Source organism: Kitasatospora sp. NPDC088548, from assembly GCF_044753005.1.
Taxonomy (GTDB): domain Bacteria; phylum Actinomycetota; class Actinomycetes; order Streptomycetales; family Streptomycetaceae; genus Kitasatospora.
Window position 1 is genome coordinate 23,236 of sequence record NZ_JBIVMI010000040.1, and the last position, 19,941, is coordinate 43,176.

Below are 19,941 nucleotides of genomic sequence, written 5' to 3' on the forward strand. Positions count from 1 at the left end.
CCCTTCTCCGGGCCGCGCGTACGCGCTGGTCGAGCAGCGCCCGTGCGGTGGCCGGCACGGAGCCGGCCGGCTCGTCCGGCCCGGGTCGACTGTGCTGCGCCTTCACGGCTGCTGGACCTTTCCGGCGGGAAGCGGTGCCGTTTCGGCGGCGGCGCCGAGGTCCGCCAGCAGCGCCGCGTCGATGCCGTCGGCCAGCTCGGCGACGGTCGGGTGGTAGAAGAGCAGGGCGACCGGCAGTTCGAGGTCGAGCGCCCGCCCGAGGCGGGACATGATCTTCGACGCGAGCAGCGAATGCCCGCCCAGCTCGAAGAAGTCGCTGTGCACGCCCTCCGGGGTGACACCGAGCACCTCGGCCCAGGTCTCCAGCACCAGAAGCTCGGTCTCGGTGGAGGGAGCACCGGTCTGCCCGGTCTGCCCGGCCTGCCCGGCATCGGGCTCCGGGGCGTCGGGCCGTGCCGCGGGACCGAACCGGCTCACGCGGACGCCGAGCGGGGGCTGCCACGCCGAAATCGGCCGCTCGGGGCTGTCGACGAGGTGGTCGAGCAGCGAACGGAAGTCCTGGGCGAGCTGCCGCATCGTCTCGGGAGCGAACAGATCGGCGGCATAGCGGACCACGCCGGTGAAGTGATCACCGCAGTCCGTCATGGCGACCTCGACATCGAACTTCACCACGGTGTTGGGGACCTGATGGGCACTCACCTCAAGCCCCGGAAGGCCGGCCGGGAGCGCGGACGGCTCGTCCAGCTGGAACATGACCGTGAACAACGGGTGCTGGCCGAGGTCGCGTTCGGGCCGCAGCTCCTCCACCAGCCGCTCGAAGGGAACGTCCTGATGGGCGTAGGCCTCCACCGCGTGTCGCCGTACGCGGGCGAGCACGTCGGTGAAGCCGGGGTCGTCCGACAGGTCGGTACGCAGGACGAGCGTGTTGACGAAGAAGCCGATCAGTGGCTCCACCTCGATCCGGGTCCGCCCGGAGATCGGTGTCCCCACCGGCACGTCGGGCTGTCCCGTGCAGCGCGCGAGCAGGACCTGGAAGGCGGCCAGCAGCGTCATGAACGGCGTCACCTCGTGGGTGCGCCCCAGCGCCCGGATCCGGTCCGTGAGCTCTGCGGGGATCTCGATCCCGACCTGGTCGCCCCGGCCCGACCAGAGCGCGGGGCGGGGCCGGTCCGTCGGGAACGCCACAGGGCTCCGGTCGGCCAGCCGCTCACGCCAGTAGGCGAGTTGGTCGTTCAGTGCCGCGCCGGCCTGGTGGCTCCGTTGCCAGTCGGCGAAGTCCGCGTACTGGACGGGCAGTTCCGGCAAGGCGGCCGGCCGGTCGTCGAGGGCGGCCCGGTACGCGGCGGAGAACTCCTGCCACAGCACCGACAGCGACCAGCCGTCACAGGCGATGTGATGGATCACCAGCAGCAACAGGTGGTCGTCCTGGGCGGTTCGGATCAGCCGGGCCCGCAGCATCGGCGCGGCTCCGAGGTCGAACGGGACCGCCGCGTCGGCGGCCACCAGCTCGTGGGCCCGTTCCCGCGCCCGCGCCGCCGGTAAGTGCGTCAGATCGGTGATCGCCGGCACGAACGTCTCGTCCGGCTCCGTGACTTGGTACGGGCTGTCGTGTACGACGACGAGTCTGCTGCGCAACACCTCGTGGCGTCGCACGACTTCGGTCAGCGCCCGCACGAGCGCCGCTTGTTCCAGCCGGCCCCGCAGGCGAACCGCGGTCGGGACGTTGTGGTCCGGCCGGCCCGGCCGCAACTGGTCGAGGAACCACAGTCGTTGCTGCGCGAACGACAGTACTGCCGGAGCGTTCACGTGCCGATCGGGGCCAGGCATGACGGGTCCACCTTTCACGGCGATCGGGGAACTTTCGACGACATGGAAATCCCCTCGCTGATTCGCCACTTTGCGAACAGTACGGCGGATGCTAGGTGACGCTCGTCCCGCTCCGCAAGATCAAGAGGGGGGAAAGGGGGCGTCAAGGGATCTTTACGCCGATCAACCAGGGAACTTATGTTGATCGAACACGCTCGACGGATAGCATCGCCCTGACGGGCAGCCCAGTCTGCCCTGACGTGCAGTCATCGACGGCTTCTGTGAACCCACTTCTGCGGGGAAGGTGCCATGTGATAGTTCTTTTGCCGCCGGGGGCCGGTCGGGCAGGGCCCTTTCGTACCGGGTCGTCATTGGGTCCGAATTATTTGAGTGAACCCGTTGCCTGGACTCGGAGAAGTCATGATGCCGCAGCAGAATCTGGTGAGTTCATTTGTCTCGCACGCCGCCGGTCACCCTGATGATCCGGCGCTGGTGTGGCACGGAGAAGAGACGACCTACCGTGAACTCCATGAGCTGGCGGACCGGGAGCGCGTCCGGATCACCCGGCTCGCCCCGGAGGCGGACGAGCCGATCGGCATCCTGGCCGCCAAGTCGCCCGCGGCGATCGCCCTGGTGCTCGCCTGCCTGATGGAAGGGCGGCGTTTCCTGCTGCTGCCGGCACCGGCGCCGCGATCGCCGCACGGGCTGTTCGAGCAGGCCGGCATCCGGCACGTGCTGTCGCCGGAGAGCCCCCCGGCCTCCGGGCCCGGGCCGGTTCCGTCGGATCCGCCGACGGGGCCGACGGGTCTGGTGGCGCCACGCCGCACGGAGCCGGCCGACGTGTCCTTCATGTTCACCACCTCCGGCTCCACCGGACAGCCGAAGATCGTGCCACTGAGCACGGGGGCGGTGGACCGCTTCACCACCTGGGCCGGCGAGCAGTTCGGTATCCGTCGGGGAACGACGGTGCTCAACTACGCCCCGCTCAACTTCGACCTGTGCCTGCTGGACATCTGGACCACGCTCAGGCACGGCGGCCGCGTCGTCCTGGTCGACCCGGCGCAGGCCCTCCAGGCGGGCCACCTGCTCGATCTCGTCTCCCGCCATGAGGTCCAGCTCGTCCAGGCGGTGCCGATGTTCTTCCGGCTGCTGATCGACGCGGCCGCGGAACGCGACCGGTCGCTCGACACGGTCGAGCACGTCATCTTCACCGGTGACAGCCTGCCCGCCCGCTGCCTCGCCGAACTGCCACGGTTGTTCGCCAACGCGCGGCTCTACAACGTCTACGGCTGCACCGAGACCAACGACAGCTTCATGTACGAGGTCGACGGCACCGAGCCGACGGGCGCCCCCGTCCCGATCGGCCGCCCGCTGCCCGGGGTCCACGCGGTGATCGTCGGCGCCGACGGCACGGTCCTGACCGGGCCGGGAGCCGGCGAGCTCCATGTCGCGACGCCTTTTCAGACCGACGGTTACCTCGGCCGGGAACAGGACACGGACAGGTTCGCGACCCACCCCCATGGGCCGGAGACACTGCGCTACTTCCGCAGTGGCGACCTCGTGCGGCGCGACCGGGACGGCCGCATCACCCTGGAAGGCCGAAACGACCACCAGGTCAAGGTCCGCGGCGTACGGGTCAACACCCATGAGGTCGAGCAGGTGCTGCTCGACCATCCCGACGTCGTCGAGGCGGCCGTGGTGGCGGTGCCCGATCCGGTGGCCGGCCGCCTGCTGCGAAGCGTGGTCCGACGCGCCCCGGCCAGCACGCTGAACACTCTGACGCTCCGTCAGCACTGTGCCCGGCGGCTTCCGCTCACCGCCGTCCCCTCGGCCCTGCGGATCGTGGACGACCCGCTGCCCAGGACGTCCACCGGAAAGATCGACCACACGCTCGTCGAGCGCGCCTGCTCCTCGGCACAGCCAAACGAAGGAACGCCCACGTGAAACACGCCGCGGTTGTCAAGCAGTTCATCATCGAGGAGTTCCTGCCGGACGTCGGCGCGAGCGAGCTGGACCCGGACTACGATCTCGTGGACGGCGGGGTCATCGACAGCCTCGGTCTGCTCAAGACGATGGCCTGGCTGGAGGACCGGTTCGACCTGTGCGTCGAGGACCTCGACCTCGACCCGGACAGCTTCCGCTCCGTCGGCTCGATCAGCAGGTTCATCGAGCACGCCCAGCTGTGCCGGCCGGACTCCCGCTAGCCGTGCACGAGGTGCTGCGTGCGCTGATCGGCCGCGACCGCCCCGTCGATCAGGAGATGTGGCGGTCCTTCTGGGACCAGTTGCGGGACGGCGCTCTCCGGCCCGGCGAGACGGTGGCCCTGCTGACCTCGCTGTCCACCCGGATGCCTGATCAGGACACGCTGATCGGGATGCTCCGCTCGCTCGACGAGCGCCGGCCGGCGGTCGCCGCCCGGCTGGACAACACGGCCAACATCGTCGGCACCGGAGGCGGGCCGGCCACGTTCAACATCTCCACGGCGGCGGCGTTCGTCGCCGCCGCCCTGGGTGTCCGCATCGTCAAGACCGGATCCCGCGCCCATGCGAGCACCTGCGGCTCCTTCGATCTGCTCGACCGTCTCGGCATCGGGCTGACCACCTCGTACGAGCAGACCGATGCCATGCTGGAGCGCTTCGGCATCGCCTTCCCGGGGCACTTCGTGTACCCGCGCGAGGTGGCGGCGCTGGCCAGGAGCATCGTGCCGATGGATCTGCGGATGATCGGCGGCTTCATCAACGCGGTCGGCCCCTTCCTGGCCGCGATGCCGGTCTCCTCCCAGCTCGTGGGCGTCTCGGACCATTCGCTGCTGCCGGCTCTGCGGCAGGTCGCCGCCACCGTTGCCGACCGGAGGATCTGGCTGTGCTCGAACGGGCTGGGAATCGACGAGCTGGTCAGCTCCGTCGACAACGTCATCCACACCAATGACGGCACCGGCGAGATCCGTCTGCGAGCCGACGCTCCCGGTCCGGCCTCCGGCGGGATCGCCGAACTGCGGCCGGCCAGCGGCAGGGCAGAGGTGGTTGACCACTTCCTCGGCGTGCTGTCCGGAAGCGGTCCGGGGCTCGCGACGCGGACCGTCGCGCTGAACGCCGCCGCACTGGCCGTCGCGAGCGGGCTGATCGGCGAGTGGACGGAGGCGGTCAAGGCGGCCGAAGACGTACTGCGCGGCGGCGCCGCACGCGACCTCGTCCATCGCCTGCGCGCGCGGCCGGTACGCAGGGCGGCGGACGGGGGAGGTGCGCGGTGAGCGGGTTCTTCGCGCGCCGACCGCCGGACCGGCCCGGCCTGGCGGTGTTCCTCAACGCCGGAGACCCGCCACTGCCCGTACTGGCCGACCTCATGCGGATGCTCGACGACCGCCGGGTGGACTGCCTGGAACTGGCGGTGCCCTTTCCCGACTCCGTCACCGACGGAGCGGTCATCCGCCGGTCGGCGCGACGGGCACTGGCAGGCGGTGCCGGACTCGACGAGGTGCTCGACTTCCTCGGCGGGATCCAGCCCCGGCTGCGCCACCTGCGGGTGGCACTGCTGGCCGACTGGAGCCACACGGTCAGACCCCTGTCCATGCCCGGCTTCGTCCGCCGGGTCGCCGACTCGGGTGCCGACGGGCTGCTGGTCCATGGCCTGCCGCCGCGGCTGCGGGCGAGCTGTCTCGAAGCGGTGCGGGAGGCCGGGCTGCCCCTGGTCGCCACCTGCTACGCCACGTCGGCGGCCGAGGTGAAGGCCGAGGCCGCCGAATGCGCCTCCGCGTATCTGTATCTGGTGGCCCACTACGGCCGCAGCGGCGGCACACTCACCACCGGTCACCAGGAACTGGCCACCGCACTGGCGGTGTTGCGCAAAGCGGCCACCGTGCCGATCGCCGTCGGATTCGGGGTCCGCTCAGGGGCCGACATCGCCGTGCTGCACGGCCTCGGTGCCGACGCCGCGGTCGTGGGCAGCGCCGGGGTCGCCCGCGTCGAGCACGCCCTCGCCGAACGGGCCGACGTGGTCGAGGAGTTCCAGGCCTTTCTGCACACCCTTTCACCCTGTTCAGCAAGCTGGTAGGAGGTACACCCGATGATTGTCCGACGCCTTGACGAGGTGACGACCGTGGACTGGGGCAACGGGCTCAGCCGCAGGTTCCTTCTCGAATCCGACGGCATGGGCTACTCGATGACGGACACCACCGTGCGCGCCGGGACCAAGTCGAGGCTGGAGTACCGGCGTCACCTGGAAGCCTGCTACTGCATCAAGGGAACGGGAGAGGTGGTGGATTCCGCCGGCACCTCCCACCCGATCGAACCGGGCACGTTCTACGCGCTCGACCAGCATGACGCCCACTTCCTGATCGCCGGCCAGGAGGAGGACCTCCGCCTGGTGTGCGTGTTCTCGCCCGCGCTGCGCGGAGGCGAACGGCACAGCCTGGACTCGGCCGATTTCTCCCAGTACTGACGGGGCTGACACGTGATCGGATGGAACGCCGACCAGACCGCCCTGCGCCAGGGGCTCGGCCGCTGGTGCGAAGAGCTCAGCGCGGGCCACCTCGAACGGGACGCGGAAGGCGTGTTTCCGCGGGACGAGTGGAAGCTGGTCCAGGGGTCCGGAATCCTGGGTCTGCCGTTCGACGAGCAGTGGGGCGGGCTCGGCCAGGATCTGCTCACCACCATGTACGTGCTCGAAGAGCTCGGCGCGAAGTGCCGTGACGGCGGACTGAATTTCTCGGTCGCCACCCATATGGTCAGTACGGGCGTTCCACTGCAACGGTTCGGGTCGCGGGAGCTCAAGGAGCGCTACCTGCCCGGGATCTGTTCGGGGGAAACGATCGGGGCACACGCGATCAGCGAGACCGAGAGCGGCTCCGACGCGCTGGCCATGAGGACCACGGCGACCCGCGAGAACGACGGCTTCGTGCTGCGGGGCGGCAAGTCCTTCGTCAGCAACGGCCCGGTGGCCGACGTGTTCGTGGTCTACGCCCGCACCCACCCGGACGGCGGGCCACTCGGCATCACCTCCTTCCTCGTGGAGCGGGACACCCCTGGGCTGGTCGTCGGGGCACCCGTCGGCAAGATGGGGCTGCGAACCTCGCCGCTGGGCGAGCTGCACTTCGACGACTGCAGAATCCCCGCGTCCGCCGTGATCGGCCGCGTCGGCTCCGGGTTCCTGATCCTGGACCACGTGATGAAGTGGGAGATCCTCTGCTCCTTCGTCATCACCACCGGACAGATGCGGTACCGGCTCGACCGCTGCGTCGAATACGCCAAGGAACGAGTCCAGTTCGGCCGGCCGATCGGCTCGTACCAGTCGATCTCCAACAAGATCGTGGACATGAGGATCGGCTTGGACACCGCGCGGAAATGGCTCTACGACACGGCGGTCCGGCTGACGGACGGCGAGAACGTCACGACGGACATCGCCGTCAGCAAGCTGCTCGCCAGTGAGAGCAACCTCGCCTCCGCGCTGGCGGCCGTGCAGATCTTCGGCGGCAGCGGGTACCTGACCGAGTACGGCCTGGAGAAGGACGTGCGTGACGCGGTGGCCGGCCCGATCTACTCGGGTACTTCGGAGATCCAGCGCAACCGCATCGCGGCGATGATGGGGCTGTGACGCCTGATGCTGGTCAAGATATGCGGAGCCACCTCGGCGCGGGACGTGGAGGTGCTCGACACCGCCGGAGCCGATCTCGTCGGCCTGTGGCACGGCATCCCCGGGGGCCGGGCGGAGCTGTCGGCCGCTGAGCTGTCGGTACTGGCCGCGGCCGCGCACCGCACGGCCCGGCTGCGGCCGGTACTCGTCACCTTCCTCAACGACGCCGGGGCACTGCGCGAGGCGGCGGCCGGTGCACGGGTGCGGTGCGTCCAACTGCACGGCTACCAGTCGCCGGGCATGGTCCGCGCGCTGAAGAGCGCCGCGGATCTCGACGTGATCAAGGTATTGCACGTAGGCGCGGACACCCGCGCGGAGCGGTCCCTGATCGCGGCGTACGAGCGGGCCGGAACGGACCTCTTCCTGCTGGACGCGGTCGCCGAGGACGGCCGGATCGGCAGTACCGGGCGGCAGGTGGACCGCGGGGCCGTCCTTGAGATCGCGGACCGCATCTCGCGACCGTTCCTGCTCGCCGGCGGCATCTCGGCCGGCAACCGGGAGGGCTACCGGGCCGTGGTGGAACACCCCCTGTTCCTGGGGATCGACGTGGACACCGCGGCCAGAGACCCCGCCGGACGGCTGCGGGCCGACCGGGTCACGGCGGTGCGGCGGGGCTGGCGGGCGCCGGACGACACCGGGGCGGCCCCATGACGGCCGGGTTCGCCGAAGCGCTGCTGGACGCCCGCCGACCGGTGATCATGGAACTCAAGCGGCAGGACGCCGACGGCCGCGATCTGTTCGGCGGCAGATCGGTCGCCCGCCTGGTCGCCGACTACCAGGACACCGGCGCGCCGTGCCTCTCCGTGGTGACCGGGCGATGGTTCGGCGGCACCCGGGACCTGCTGCGCGAGGTCGTGGAAGCGACGGATCTCCCCGTGCTGCAGAAGGACTTCCTGACCCGCCGGAGCCAGCTGGTCCAGGCCCGCGAGAGCGGCGCGTCCGCCGTCCTGCTCACCGCCGGGCTGCTGCCGCGGTCCACCCTGGGCCACCTGATCGACGTCAGCCTGCGGCTTTGCCTGACGCCGTTCGTCGAGGTGACCACCGAGGAGGAGATCCGCCGCCTGCCACGCGCCGAGGAGTGCGTGGTCGCGGTGAACAACAAGGACATCGCCACCCGCGAACGCGGCGCGGGCGACCTCGGGCGCAGTACGTCGCTGCTGCCCGCGGTGCTGAGCAGCGGTACCCGGTGCGCGGTGAGCGCCGGTGCCATCCAGCGCCCGGACGACGCCGCCCGGCTGCTCCGGGAGGGCTTCGCCGGTGTGCTCATCGGGACGGGCCTCCTGCGCGCCGCCAGCCTGCCGGGCTGGCTGGACGACTTCGACGCCCGCCGCGGCGCCGGCCGCGAACCGGCCCCACCGGCCCCACCGGCCCGCCGCCCGGCGGACCGTGCAACCACCGACACCTGGAGGTAACGGCATGACCGGCGAAGCACCCGAGCAGTGGAAGGTCGTCGTCAACGACGAGGAGCAGTACTCGATCTGGTCCGCCGACCGCGAGCCGCCGGCGGGCTGGCGCGAGGTCGGTGTGCGCGGCGCGAAGGACGACTGCCTCGCGCACATCGAACGCGTCTGGACCGACATGCGCCCCCGGAGCCTGCGGACCGCTCCGGAAACCGGTGCGCGGTGAACCAGGCACTGCCCCGGCCCGGTGCGCGCCGGGTGACCGGGCCCATGCTCTCCACCACGTTGAACATGCCGGGGTGCGAAGCGCGAGGATGGGTCGTCGTCGACTCCATGGTCGACGGGCTGGCCCTGGGAGGCACCAGGATGACCCCGACGGTGACCGAGCGGGAACTCGCCCACCTCGCCAGGGCGATGACCCAGAAGCTGGCGCTGGTCGGCCTCCCCATCGGTGGCGCCAAGGCCGGCATCGCGCCCGTCCCGGGGGCCGCCGTCGAGCGGCGTACGGTGATGCGGGGGTTCGGCCGCGCCGCCGCCCCGCTCCTGCACGGCGGGGTGTACCTGGGCTGTGACCAGGGCACCACCTACGCCGACCGGCAACTGGCCTTCGAAGCCGCCGGATACGACGTCGCCCGCCGGGCCGGCACCACCCGCCTCACCGTCGGCTGGGCCGAACTGTGGGACCACATGGCCGACATCACCGGGTTCGGGGTGGCCGTCGCGGTGCTCGGCGCGCTGCGTGCCTCCGGTGCGCGAACCCCGCAGCGCATCGCGATCCAGGGTTTCGGCACCGTCGGGCGCGCGGTGGCCGGCCACCTGGCCGCCCATGGCCACCGGGTGGTGGCGGTGGCCGACGTACGGGGCACCGTCGAGGATCAGCGCGGACTGCCCGTCGCCGAACTCACCGCGCTCACCAGCGGCGACGGCACGATCGACCGGACGCGGCTGCCCGCGGAGGTCAGGGTCCACGGGCCCGGGCAGGCGTGGCTGCACGTCGACGCCGACGTGCTGGTGCTGGCGGCATCCGCCTTCGCGGTCGACGAGGACGCGGTGCCCGCGGTCCGGGCCCGGATGGTGGTCGAGGGCGGAAACATGAGCTGCACCGCACCGGCCCGCCGGCTGCTGCGCGAGTCCGGTCACACCGTACTGCCGGACGTGGTCGTCAACGTCGGCGGTGCGGCGGCAACCGGCTGTGTGCTCGCCGGACTGGCCCCGTCCGACCTGCCGCTTCCGCAGCTGTCCGAGTGGCTGCGCGCGTGGGTCGCCGACCGGATCGCCAGGAACTGCGAGCTGGTGCAGGAACTGAGCACGTCGGGCAGCGCCGATCCGGTCGCACACCTCCTCGCCTCCCACGGAGCACCGGCCGGCCCCCCTGGACCAGGGGCGCCCGTCGAGCGGTGATCACCGGGAGGGGCCGCCCGCCCGGGGCGGGAACCGGGCGGCCGGCCGGGCCCTGACCCGACCGGCGCAGACCTTCGTCCACGTCCCTCGCGCCCCATTTTTCTCTTGACGGCATTTAGAAAATCTCCATATCATCCCTAGGGGCGGCGATGATTGCATCAGACGGGGAGGGGCGCCTGGCTGCGCCAAATCGCCAAGACCCAGGGGGCGGGGAGGCGTGTGATCACGCTGTTTGAAAGCATTCGTCTGTTCTGACCCTGGTTTCACGCGGGATCATGAATGGTGTTTCCCGCCCGGCGCACGAGGCGGTCGGGCAGCGGTAAAGCGCCCGAAAATCGATCCCGGGTCACACCGGCTGTTTCGGCGATGAATTCGCTCCTTTGCGGCCGCCGTGCGGTGTTCCACCCGTGCCGAGCGTGCCGACCGTCGCCGGTGCTCGCCGCAGGCGGCTTTTCCTTGTCCGGCCGCCGGATCGTCGACCGCCTCGCGACAAACCTTTGCTCACCTGTGTAACGGACCGTGAAGACGTTGACCAACAGGCAGGGGGATGCAGTAATGAGTTCGCAGAGTCCGCCCGAATCGACCGTGCCACCGCCGGAAAACGACGCGCCCACCGAACCCCGCCCACTGACGCCCTATCAACTGGACATCTGGGCCGCCGAGGCCCAGTCGCCGGGCAGCCCGCAATTCGTCACGGCCATGTACCAGAGGTTCACCGGCCGCATGGACCTCGAACTTCTCCGGCTGTGCATGGTTCGCGCGCTGGAGCGCCACGACACCTTCCGGCTGCGTTTCGACGAACGCGAGGGCGTCCCCTTACAGTGGCTGGCCGATCACCCCGGCACGGAGCCCGGGGAATCCGTCGTCCGATTGATCGACTTCGCCCGGGAACCCGATCCGGCCGCGGCGTGCCGCGCCTGGCGCGAGACCGCGAGAGCCACTCCGTTCCCGTTGTTCGACCGCCCGCTCTTCGAAGCGGCGGTGCTCCGCGAGAGCGACAGCGTCCAGTACCTCCACATCACGTTCCACCATCTCCTCGTCGACGGCTGGGCCGCCGACCGTCTCCGCAACGAGATCCTGAAGGACTACGCCCGGCGCGGCAGGGGAGAGCGGCCCCCGACCCCCGGACCGGCACCGTCCGTCCTGGCCGTGGCCCGGGAACGCGCCGCGTACTTCTCCTCCCCGGACCACGAGAAGGACCACTCCTTCCACCTCGCCGCACTCTCCGGCATGGAGCCGGCCTTCTTCCCCCGCCGACCGGATGCGACCACCCAGGCCCCGGCTCCGGCGCGCGGTGGGCCCGGAACGCCGGTCCGTCCCGGCTTCGGCCAGCACTCGTTCACCGTCGAGGCCCACCTCGTCGAGCGCATGAAGAAGCAGGGCGGCTCGCCTTTCACCTGGCTGCTGGCCGCACTCGGCGTCTACCTGGCCCGGGTCCACCGGACCGATCACGCGGTGGTCGGGGTGCCGCTGCTGAACCGCCGGACCAGGGACGAACTGGCGGTGGTCACGCTGTACGCCACCACGCACGCGCTGCGGATCGACGTACCGGAAGACAAGGCACTCGCCGACATCGTCGCCGACGTGCAGGAATCGATCGCGGCGCTGCAGGAGCACCAGCGGCTGCCGGCCGGTGAGGCCCTACGGGGGCTCACCGCCGCCACCGGGACCCGTGAACGCAGGCTCTTCGACGTCACGTTCTCGTACCTGCCGCTGAAGCAGCTGACCCGGCTGGACGGCGTCGACATCGCGCCGGCCCGGCACTTCGCGCCGCCGCACGACCGGGAGGCGCTCTCCGTCAACGTCACGGTCTTCCCCGGTACGACGGATCTGACCATCGACCTGAACCATGCCCTGGACGTGTTCGACGCGGACCTCCCCATCGCCTCGGTGGCCGGGCATCTCACCGAACTCCTCACCCAGGGGCTCGAAAAGCCGGAACGCCCCGCCCGGGAACTGGGGGTGCTCACCGACTCCGAGCAGGAGACGATGCTGCGCCTCGCCCGTGGTCCGCGGGTGCCGTACGCCGCCGGGAAGACCCTGCATGGCCTGTTCGAGGAGCGGGCCGCGCGGGTGCCCGACCAGCCCGCGGTGTTCGCGGCGGACGGCGGCGTGCTCACCTACGCCGGGCTCGATGCCCGCGCCAACCAGGTCGCCCGCGCGCTGAGAGCCCGCGGTGTCGGCCCGGACGACCGGGTGGCCGTCCTCATGGAGCGGAGCCCCCGTCAACTGGCCGCCGTGCTGGGCGTGCTCAAGTCCGGTGGCGCCTATGTTCCCGTCGACCCCGGATACCCCGCCCAGCGGGTCGCCTTCGTGCTGGCGGACAGCGGGGCGAAGGTCGTGCTGGTCGACGCGGACGCGGACCTCCCGGCGACGGACGCCCCCGTGCTCCGGACCGACGACCTTCTGCACGGTCCGGAGGGCCCCCTGGAGCCGGTCGGCGACGGCCGCGCTCTCGCGTACGTCATCTACACCTCCGGTTCGACCGGGCAGCCGAAGGGCGTGATGGTCGAACACCACTCCGTGGTGAACCGGCTCGCCTGGATGCAGCGGGCCTACCCGATCGGGACCGACGACGTTCTGCTGCAGAAGACACCCGCCTCCTTCGACGTATCGGTGTGGGAACTCTTCTGGTGGGGCATCGAGGGCGCGGGGGTCGCCCTCCTGCCGCCGGGCGACGAGAAGGACCCCCGGCAGATCCTGCGGAGCGTCGCGGACCGCAACGTCAGCGTGCTGCACTTCGTGCCGTCCATGCTGGGCCCCTTCCTCGACCTGCTGGAGGAGAACCCCGGCCTCCGCGGCGGCGCCCGGACGCTGCGCCGGGTCTTCTGCAGCGGCGAGGCGCTGCCTCCGGCGCGGGTCGAGCAGTTCCACCGGGTCTTCGGCGCCGGCGGGGAGACGGGCGAACCGCCCGTACTCGTCAACCTGTACGGCCCGACGGAGGCCACCGTCGACGTCTCGGTGTACGAGTGCCCCGGAGGAGCGGCCGGGCCCGTCGCCAGGGTCCCGATCGGGCGCCCCATCGACAACACCGACCTGTATGTCATGGCTCCCAACGGGACGCCGCAACCGGTCGGTGTCCCGGGCGAACTGTGGATCGGCGGTGTCGGGCTCGCCCGCGGCTACCTCGGCCGCCCGGAACTGACCCGGGAGAAGTTCCGCACCGAGCCGCTCGTGCCCGGCGGCCGGCTGTACCGTACGGGCGATCTCGCCCGCCGGCTCGCCGACGGCAACCTCGAATATCTCGGCCGCGTGGACGACCAGGTCAAGATCCGTGGCAACCGGGTCGAACTCGGCGAGGTCCAGGACGCCCTCTCGCGGCTTCCGGGCGTGCGTGACGCCGTCGTCGTGCACCGCACCCGCCCGGACGGGGGGGCCTTCCTGGCCGGGTACTACGTCGCCGGCGATCCCGCCCCCGACCCGGCGGGACTCCGTGAGCAACTGGCCGGGTTCCTGCCGCAGTTCATGCTCCCGGCCCGGCTCGTCCCGCTCGACCGGATTCCGCTGACCCCGAACGGCAAGGCCGACCGGAACCGGCTCCCCGACCCGGAGCCGGGCTCCGACCGGCGGGAGGACGACCCCTCCCGCCGTACCGAGGCCGAGGCCGTCCTCGCCGGGATCTGGGCCGAGGTGCTCGGCACGGGGCCCATCTCCGTCCACGACGACTACTACGCCCTCGGTGGCGACTCGATCCTGATGATCCGCATCCGGGCGCTGGCCGAGCGGCGCGGCATCCACTTCGCGCTCAACGACCTCGTCTGGCATCCGACGGTGGCGGCACTCGCCGCCCGCGCCACCACGGTCGCCGACACCGGGGCCGACACCGAACCGGCTCCGTTCGAACTCGTGTCGCGGGTGGACCGGGCGCGGCTGGAGGGCGCCGTCGACGCCTTCCCGCTCACCCGGCTGCAGCTCGGCCTCGTCTACCACAGCCGCCAGTACGAGGACTCCGCCGTCTACCACGACGTGTTCCAGTACCGCCTGGCGATGGCGTGGGACGAGGACCGCTTCCGGCAGGCCTTCGACCGTCTGGTCGCACGGCACCCCGCGCTCCGCTCCTCCTTCGACCTCGGCGGCTGCGCGGAACCGATGCAGGTCGTGCACCCGGGCATCACCGGTGGCCTGGAGACCGTCGACCTGCGGGGGCTCCGGCCCGACGAGGCCGACGCGGCCGTCCGGGCGCATGTCGAGCAACGCCGCTTCCACCGGTACCGGTTCGGGAAGGCACCGCTGTACCTCTTCCGGGCCCACGTCCGCGAGAGCGGCGTCGACCTGGTCCTCAGCTTCCACCACGCCCTGCTGGACGGCGGCAGTGTCGCGGGCCTCCTGAGCGAGCTCCTGCGGGACTACCTGCACTCCGCCGGGGCGGACATCGGCCCCGTCCCGCCCGGTCCGCACCCGAGCCCGGCCCACCACGTACGGGCCGAGCGCGCGGCGCTCGCGGACCGGGACGCGCGGGACCACTGGGCGGGCGTGCTCGCCGGCACCAAGGCCCTGCGGCTCGACGGCTTCGCCTCGGCCGAGCCGCCCCGCGGTGGCCGGGCGGTCGTGCACCACGCCGTGCTCCCGGCCGAACTGGCCGAGCGGGTACGCGCGTTCTCCCGCCGGCACGCCGTACCCGTGAAGTCGGTCCTCTTCGCCGCGTACTGCCAGTCGCTGCAGGTGTTCTCCCCACGCGACGGGGACCTCGCCGTCGGGCTGATCACCCACGGCCGGCCGGAGCGGGACGGCGCGGACCGCATGAGCGGGCTCTTCCTGAACACCGTCCCCGTACGGCTGGAGGGCCGTGACCGTCCCGCCCCGGGCAGCCGGCTCGAAGCCGTGCGGGCACTGTTCCACCAGGAACGCTCCGGCCACGCCCATCAGCACTATCCGCTGAGCGCGATGCAGGAGGACCTCGGCGGCGCCACCGTGCTCCACACCGCCTTCAACTACGTCCACTTCCACGTGCTCTCCGACGTGCTGCGGCTGCCCGAGGTCCGGCTGGAGTCCTTCCTGGCCTGGGAGGAGACCAACTTCCAGCTGCTGGTCAACGCCTTCACGGACCCGGTCGACGGCCGCCTCGGGCTGCGGGTCGACGGCGACGGCCGCACGTTCACCCCGGCGCAGGCGGAGCTCTTCGCCGACACGTACGCGGACGTGCTCCACCGCATCGTCACGCATCCGGACGAGGCCCCCGGGCACGACTTCCTGCCCGCCGCGCCCTCCCGGGCGGGCCGCGGCACCGCCGCGCCGGCCGACGTCGTGGGGCTCTTCGGCCGGAAGGCCGCCGAGACCCCGGACGCCGTCGCCGTCATGGCCGGCAGCGGCGGGGAGCGCCGGCAGTGGACCTACCGGGAGCTGGACGGGGCCGCGGAGCGGGTGGCCGGGCGGCTGCTCGCGACCGGCGTCCGGCCCGGTGCCCGGATCGGGATCGCCATGGACCGGTCGCCGGAGGCGATCGCCGTGATCCTCGGTGTCGCCAGGGCCGGTGCCGCGAGCGTCCCGCTGGACACGAGCTATCCGCGGGCCCGGCTCGCCACCATGCTGGAGCAGGCCCGGCCCTTCCGGGTGATCGCGGAGCACTCCCGTGCCCACCTCGTCGCCGACCCCGGCCTGGTCCTCCTGGCGGAGTCGCTCTTCTCCGACCGGCCCGCGCCCGAGCAGGAAGCGCCCGACCAGCCCGTGCCCGCCGTTCTGCCGCCGGGCCCCCTCGATCCCGACAGCCTCGCGTACATCCTGTTCACCTCCGGCTCCACGGGCCGGCCCAAGGGCGTCGCCATGCCGCACCGCTCCCTGGCGAACCTGATCGACTGGCAGACCCGGCAGGCCGGCGGTGCCGTCGGCGGCGTCACGGCGCAGTACGCGCCGCTCAGCTTCGACGTCTCCTTCCAGGAGATCTACTCCACCCTCTGTTCCGGCGGCACCCTGCGGGTGGTCTCCGAGTCCGAGCGCCGGGACATGGCCGCCCTGTCGCGACTGCTCGACGCGGACGGGGTGGAACGGATCTTCCTGCCGTACGTCGCCCTCCAGCAACTCGCCGAGGCATCGGTCGCCCACGGGCTCGCCCCGCGCCGGCTCCGCGTGGTGATCTCCTCCGGCGAGCCGCTGAGGGTGACCGACGCGATCCGCCGGTTCCTCGGCACCCTGCCCGGAGCGCTCCTGGAGAACCAGTACGGTCCGACCGAGTCGCACGTGGTGACCAGCCACACCATGACGGGCGATCCGGCCGGGTTCCCCGCGCTCGCTCCGATCGGCAGCCCCATCGACGGCGCCGAGGTCCGGGTACTGGACGGGCGGGGGCGCCCCGTGCCGGTCGGCGTGCAGGGCGAAATCCACATCTCCGGCGTCTGTCTCGCGGACGGCTACCTCGGCGACCCGGAGCTGACCGCCGAACGCTTCGCCGCCCTCCCCCCGGACACCGACACCGACACCGGCACCGGCACCACGCACCGGATCGCGTACCGCACCGGTGACCTGGGCTTCGTCCTCCCCGGTGGGGCCATCGTCTGCGCGGGGCGTTCCGACGCCCAGGTCAAGGTGCGCGGCTACCGCGTCGAACCCGCCGAGACCGAACTGGCCATCGGCCGCGTCGCGGCCCGGCACCCGGCCGTCAGCGTCCAGGAGGCCGCGGTGGTGGCCAGGGAGCAGGCGGCCGGGGAGATGTCGCTCGTCGCCTTCCTGGTCGGCTCCGCCGACCGGACCGACCTGCGCGGGCTGCGGGAGGAACTGCACACGACGCTGCCGCCGTACATGGTCCCGACGCACTTCGAGTGGCTGCCCCGCATGCCGCTGACCCCGAGCGGCAAACGCGACGACCAGGCGCTGCGCACCCTGCCCCTCACCCGGCCCGTACCGCGGGACACGACGCCACCCCGCGACGCGCTGGAACGCGCCCTCGCGGCCGTGATCGGCGAACTGCTCGGCGTCGGGGGGATCGGGGTCGACGATTCCATCTTCGAGCTGGGCGCCACCTCCATCACCACGATGCGGCTCGTCGTCCTGATCGAGCAGCGGTACGGGGTCACCGTCCCCATCTCCGCGTTCGTCGCCGCACCCACCGTGGCCGCCCTGGCGGAGCTGCTGCGGTCCGGTGCCACCGCACCGCGCTTCGAGCCGCTCGTACCGATCCGCCCGGCCGGTACCAGGCGGCCGCTGTTCCTCGTCCACCCCATGGGCGGCAACGTGCTGTGTTACATCCCCTTCGCCCGGCACCTGCCCGAGGACCAGCCGCTGTACGCGTTCCAGGCCGCCGGCGGCGATGTGGGCACCACACCGCTGAACTCGATACCCGGCATCGCCGCCGGCTACATCGCCGCCATGCGGCGGGTCCAGCCGGAAGGCCCGTACACCCTCGGCGGCTGGTCCTTCGGCGGCTTCGTCGCCTTCGAGATGGCCCGGCAGCTCCGGGCGGCGGGGGAGGAGGTCGGCAAGGTCATCCTGCTGGACACCGTCGCGCTCGGCCCGGAATCCCGGCGCGTGGCGTACTCCGACGACGCGCTCCTCGGGTGGTTCTTCTGGGAACTGCTGCTGCTGGGGCGCGGCGGCGACGCCCCGAAGGTGGACGTCCCCGAAGAACTCACCACTCTCGAAGAGAAGTTCACGTTCATCGCCGGATTCGCCGCCGACCTGGGGGTGCTGCCCGCGGACAGCAACGGGGCCCTGGTGCGCCGGCTGTTCGAGATGTACGCGGCGCACTGGCGGTCCACGCTCACGTACCAGCCCGATGCCGCGTCCGTCGACATCACCGTGCTCCGGGCGACCGAGCCGCTGCCGCAGGTGCTCCTGCCGATGCACAGCACGGCGGGCACCCGGTACGAGGACCCGGCCAACGGCTGGCACTCCATGACCGGCGGGGTGGTGGAGGTCGTCGCGGTGCCCGGCGACCACCTCACGCTGATGGAGGAGCCGCATGTGCGCGAGGTGGCCGGGATCGTGGCCGCGCTGGCCCGGGCGGGCACCTCCGACCCCGTTCCGCCGGCCTCTGCTCCGCCGGGCTCTGCTCCGTCGAGCCCCGTTCCGCCAAGCCCTTCCGTATCCGAAGGAGAGTGACATGACACAGCACACGAGACGCCGCAAGGCTCTTGTCATCGGGGCGGGGATCGGTGGCCTCACGGCCGCCGTCACCCTGCGCCGCGTCGGCATCGAGGCCGTGGTGTACGAACGCGCACACGAGATACGACCGGCCGGGTTCGGCATCTCCGTGATGACCAACGCGCTGGCCGCGCTGCGTGCCCTGGACATCGACCTCGGCCTGGAGAAACGAGGCGGGATCCTGCTGCGCAGCGACCTCCTGGACAGCCGGGGCCGGCTGCTGCGGTCCCTGCCGTTCAAGGACGCCTGCGACCGGATCGGCGCCCCGAGCGTCGCCATGTACCGGGGCGACCTGCAGGCGGCGCTGCTCGACGCGCTCGGCGACTGCCCGATCGAGGTGGGCGCGACCGCCACGGAGTACGAGGTGACCGAGGACGGCGTCCGGGTCCGCTTCGAGGACGGGCGGGAGGACACCGGGGACATCCTCATCGGGGCCGACGGCATCAACTCGGCGATCCGCCGCCAGCGCACGGGTGCCGGAGCGCCCACCGACGGCGGCTTCATCTGCTGGCTGGCGGTGACCCCGTTCGAGCACCCGAAGTTCACCCAGGGTCTCAACGCCCACTACTGGGGTCTCGGCCGCCGCTTCGGCCTCCACGACGTGGGCCACGGCCGGGTCTACTGGTGGGGAACGGCCAACATGTCCGCGGAATCCGCCCGCAGCTGGAACGGGGACAAGGAACAGATCGTCCGGGCCTTCGCCGGCTGGGCCGACGAGGTGCGCGAGGCGATCCGGGTCACCCCCGCCGAGACCATCGTCGGCGTACCGGCCCAGGACCGTCCGTTCCTGGAGCAGTGGGGCGAGGGACCGGTGACCCTGCTGGGGGACGCGGCGCACCCGATGCTGACCAGCCTCGGCCAGGGCGGCAGCAGTGCGATGGAGGACGCCGTGGTGCTGGCCCAGTGCCTGAGCGCGCTCTCCGACCCGGTGGCCGCGCTGCGCGCCTACGAGGATCTGCGGCGGGAGCGGACCCGGGAAATGGTCGAGGTCTCCCGCCGGCTCGGCGCGGTGGAGCAACTGGACAAGCCCGTGCAGCGGGCGCTGCGCGACGCCTACCTCCGCTTCGCCCCCGTGTCGGTCCTCATGGCCCCCTTCGAGCGCGCCCTCACCCCGAAGCTGTTCACGATCGGAACACAGTGACGAGCCGGCCGGCCGCCCCCGACGCGAAGAGCGTGGTCCTGCGGTACCTCCAGGCACTGCGCGAGAAGGACCTGACCGTGCTGCTGGAGACGCTCTCCCCGGAGACGGTCTTCCACATCCCCGGCACCCACCCGGTGGCGGGGGCCTGGCACGGTCCGGCCGAAGTCATCGAGAGGTTCATGGTGCCCATGGGCGAGCGCTTCGCTCCCGACGCCGACTACTCGGTCGACGTCAAACACGTGATCGCGGAGGGGGACCAGGTCGCGGTCGAGTGCGTCTCGCACTCGACGACCAGGACCGGGGCACCGTACCTCATCCACATCAGCGCGCTCTTCACGGTGGCGGACGGGCGGATCACCGTCATGCGCGAGTTCTTCGACACCCAGTACTTCGCCCGCACCCTGTTCGGCACCGACTGACACCGCGCCGCGGCCCGCCACCCCACCCATGCACGGGCTCGCGTCCCGCGAGCCCTCGGCACAGCACCGGAGA

General features: G+C 71.6%; 14 protein-coding genes. 13 read left to right on the top strand and 1 reads right to left on the bottom strand.

Annotated features, from left to right (window positions below; all coding sequences use genetic code 11):
* Window positions 1–102: 102 nt before the first annotated feature.
* The gene (locus tag ACIP82_RS34630; RefSeq protein ID WP_400659238.1) at window positions 103–1,827 is read right to left on the bottom strand and encodes a condensation domain-containing protein; all 1,725 of its coding nucleotides are present in this window, start codon (window positions 1,825–1,827) and stop codon (window positions 103–105) included.
* A gap of 399 nt (window positions 1,828–2,226) precedes the next feature.
* On the opposite strand from ACIP82_RS34630, the gene ACIP82_RS34635 reads away from it, so the two are divergent.
* From ACIP82_RS34635 to ACIP82_RS34695, 13 genes are all read left to right on the top strand, one after another.
* Window positions 2,227–3,750: an AMP-binding protein gene (locus ACIP82_RS34635; RefSeq protein WP_400659240.1), complete on the top strand. Its 1,524-nt coding sequence runs from the start codon at window positions 2,227–2,229 to the stop codon at window positions 3,748–3,750.
* On the top strand, window positions 3,747–4,010 hold the full coding sequence (locus ACIP82_RS34640) for an acyl carrier protein (RefSeq protein WP_363609459.1): 264 nt from the start codon (window positions 3,747–3,749) through the stop codon (window positions 4,008–4,010). The genes ACIP82_RS34635 and ACIP82_RS34640 overlap by 4 nt, the downstream gene beginning before the upstream one ends.
* Window positions 4,011–4,012: 2 nt before the next feature.
* Window positions 4,013–5,056, top strand: coding sequence for an anthranilate phosphoribosyltransferase (locus tag ACIP82_RS34645; protein WP_400659243.1), 1,044 nt, complete (start codon window positions 4,013–4,015; stop codon window positions 5,054–5,056).
* Window positions 5,053–5,856: a tryptophan synthase subunit alpha gene (gene trpA, locus ACIP82_RS34650; protein WP_400659245.1), complete on the top strand. Its 804-nt coding sequence runs from the start codon at window positions 5,053–5,055 to the stop codon at window positions 5,854–5,856. The genes ACIP82_RS34645 and trpA overlap by 4 nt, the downstream gene beginning before the upstream one ends.
* Window positions 5,857–5,868: 12 nt before the next feature.
* Window positions 5,869–6,243 carry an ectoine synthase gene (locus ACIP82_RS34655; protein WP_363609465.1) on the top strand — a complete coding sequence of 125 codons (375 nt, stop codon included), beginning with the start codon at window positions 5,869–5,871 and terminating at the stop codon, window positions 6,241–6,243.
* Between the two features lie 12 nt (window positions 6,244–6,255).
* Entirely contained in the window at window positions 6,256–7,395 is a 1,140-nt protein-coding gene (locus tag ACIP82_RS34660; protein ID WP_400659247.1) for an acyl-CoA dehydrogenase family protein, read from the top strand.
* A gap of 6 nt (window positions 7,396–7,401) precedes the next feature.
* Complete coding sequence (locus ACIP82_RS34665; protein ID WP_363609469.1) at window positions 7,402–8,085, top strand: N-(5'-phosphoribosyl)anthranilate isomerase; 684 nt, start codon at window positions 7,402–7,404, stop codon at window positions 8,083–8,085.
* On the top strand, window positions 8,082–8,846 hold the full coding sequence (locus tag ACIP82_RS34670; RefSeq protein WP_363609471.1) for an indole-3-glycerol-phosphate synthase: 765 nt from the start codon (window positions 8,082–8,084) through the stop codon (window positions 8,844–8,846). Before ACIP82_RS34665 ends, ACIP82_RS34670 begins: the two co-directional genes overlap by 4 nt.
* Window positions 8,847–8,850: 4 nt before the next feature.
* Window positions 8,851–9,060, top strand: coding sequence for an MbtH family protein (locus tag ACIP82_RS34675; protein WP_400659250.1), 210 nt, complete (start codon window positions 8,851–8,853; stop codon window positions 9,058–9,060).
* A 44-nt stretch (window positions 9,061–9,104) separates the two neighbouring features.
* The gene (locus ACIP82_RS34680) at window positions 9,105–10,235 is read left to right on the top strand and encodes a Glu/Leu/Phe/Val dehydrogenase dimerization domain-containing protein (protein WP_363609475.1); all 1,131 of its coding nucleotides are present in this window, start codon (window positions 9,105–9,107) and stop codon (window positions 10,233–10,235) included.
* A gap of 555 nt (window positions 10,236–10,790) precedes the next feature.
* Window positions 10,791–18,266: an amino acid adenylation domain-containing protein gene (locus ACIP82_RS34685; RefSeq protein WP_400659252.1), complete on the top strand. Its 7,476-nt coding sequence runs from the start codon at window positions 10,791–10,793 to the stop codon at window positions 18,264–18,266.
* A gap of 1 nt (window position 18,267) precedes the next feature.
* Window positions 18,268–19,449, top strand: coding sequence for an FAD-dependent monooxygenase (locus tag ACIP82_RS34690; RefSeq protein ID WP_363609479.1), 1,182 nt, complete (start codon window positions 18,268–18,270; stop codon window positions 19,447–19,449).
* The gene (locus tag ACIP82_RS34695) at window positions 19,446–19,868 is read left to right on the top strand and encodes a nuclear transport factor 2 family protein (protein WP_363609481.1); all 423 of its coding nucleotides are present in this window, start codon (window positions 19,446–19,448) and stop codon (window positions 19,866–19,868) included. The genes ACIP82_RS34690 and ACIP82_RS34695 overlap by 4 nt, the downstream gene beginning before the upstream one ends.
* Window positions 19,869–19,941 lie beyond the last annotated feature (73 nt).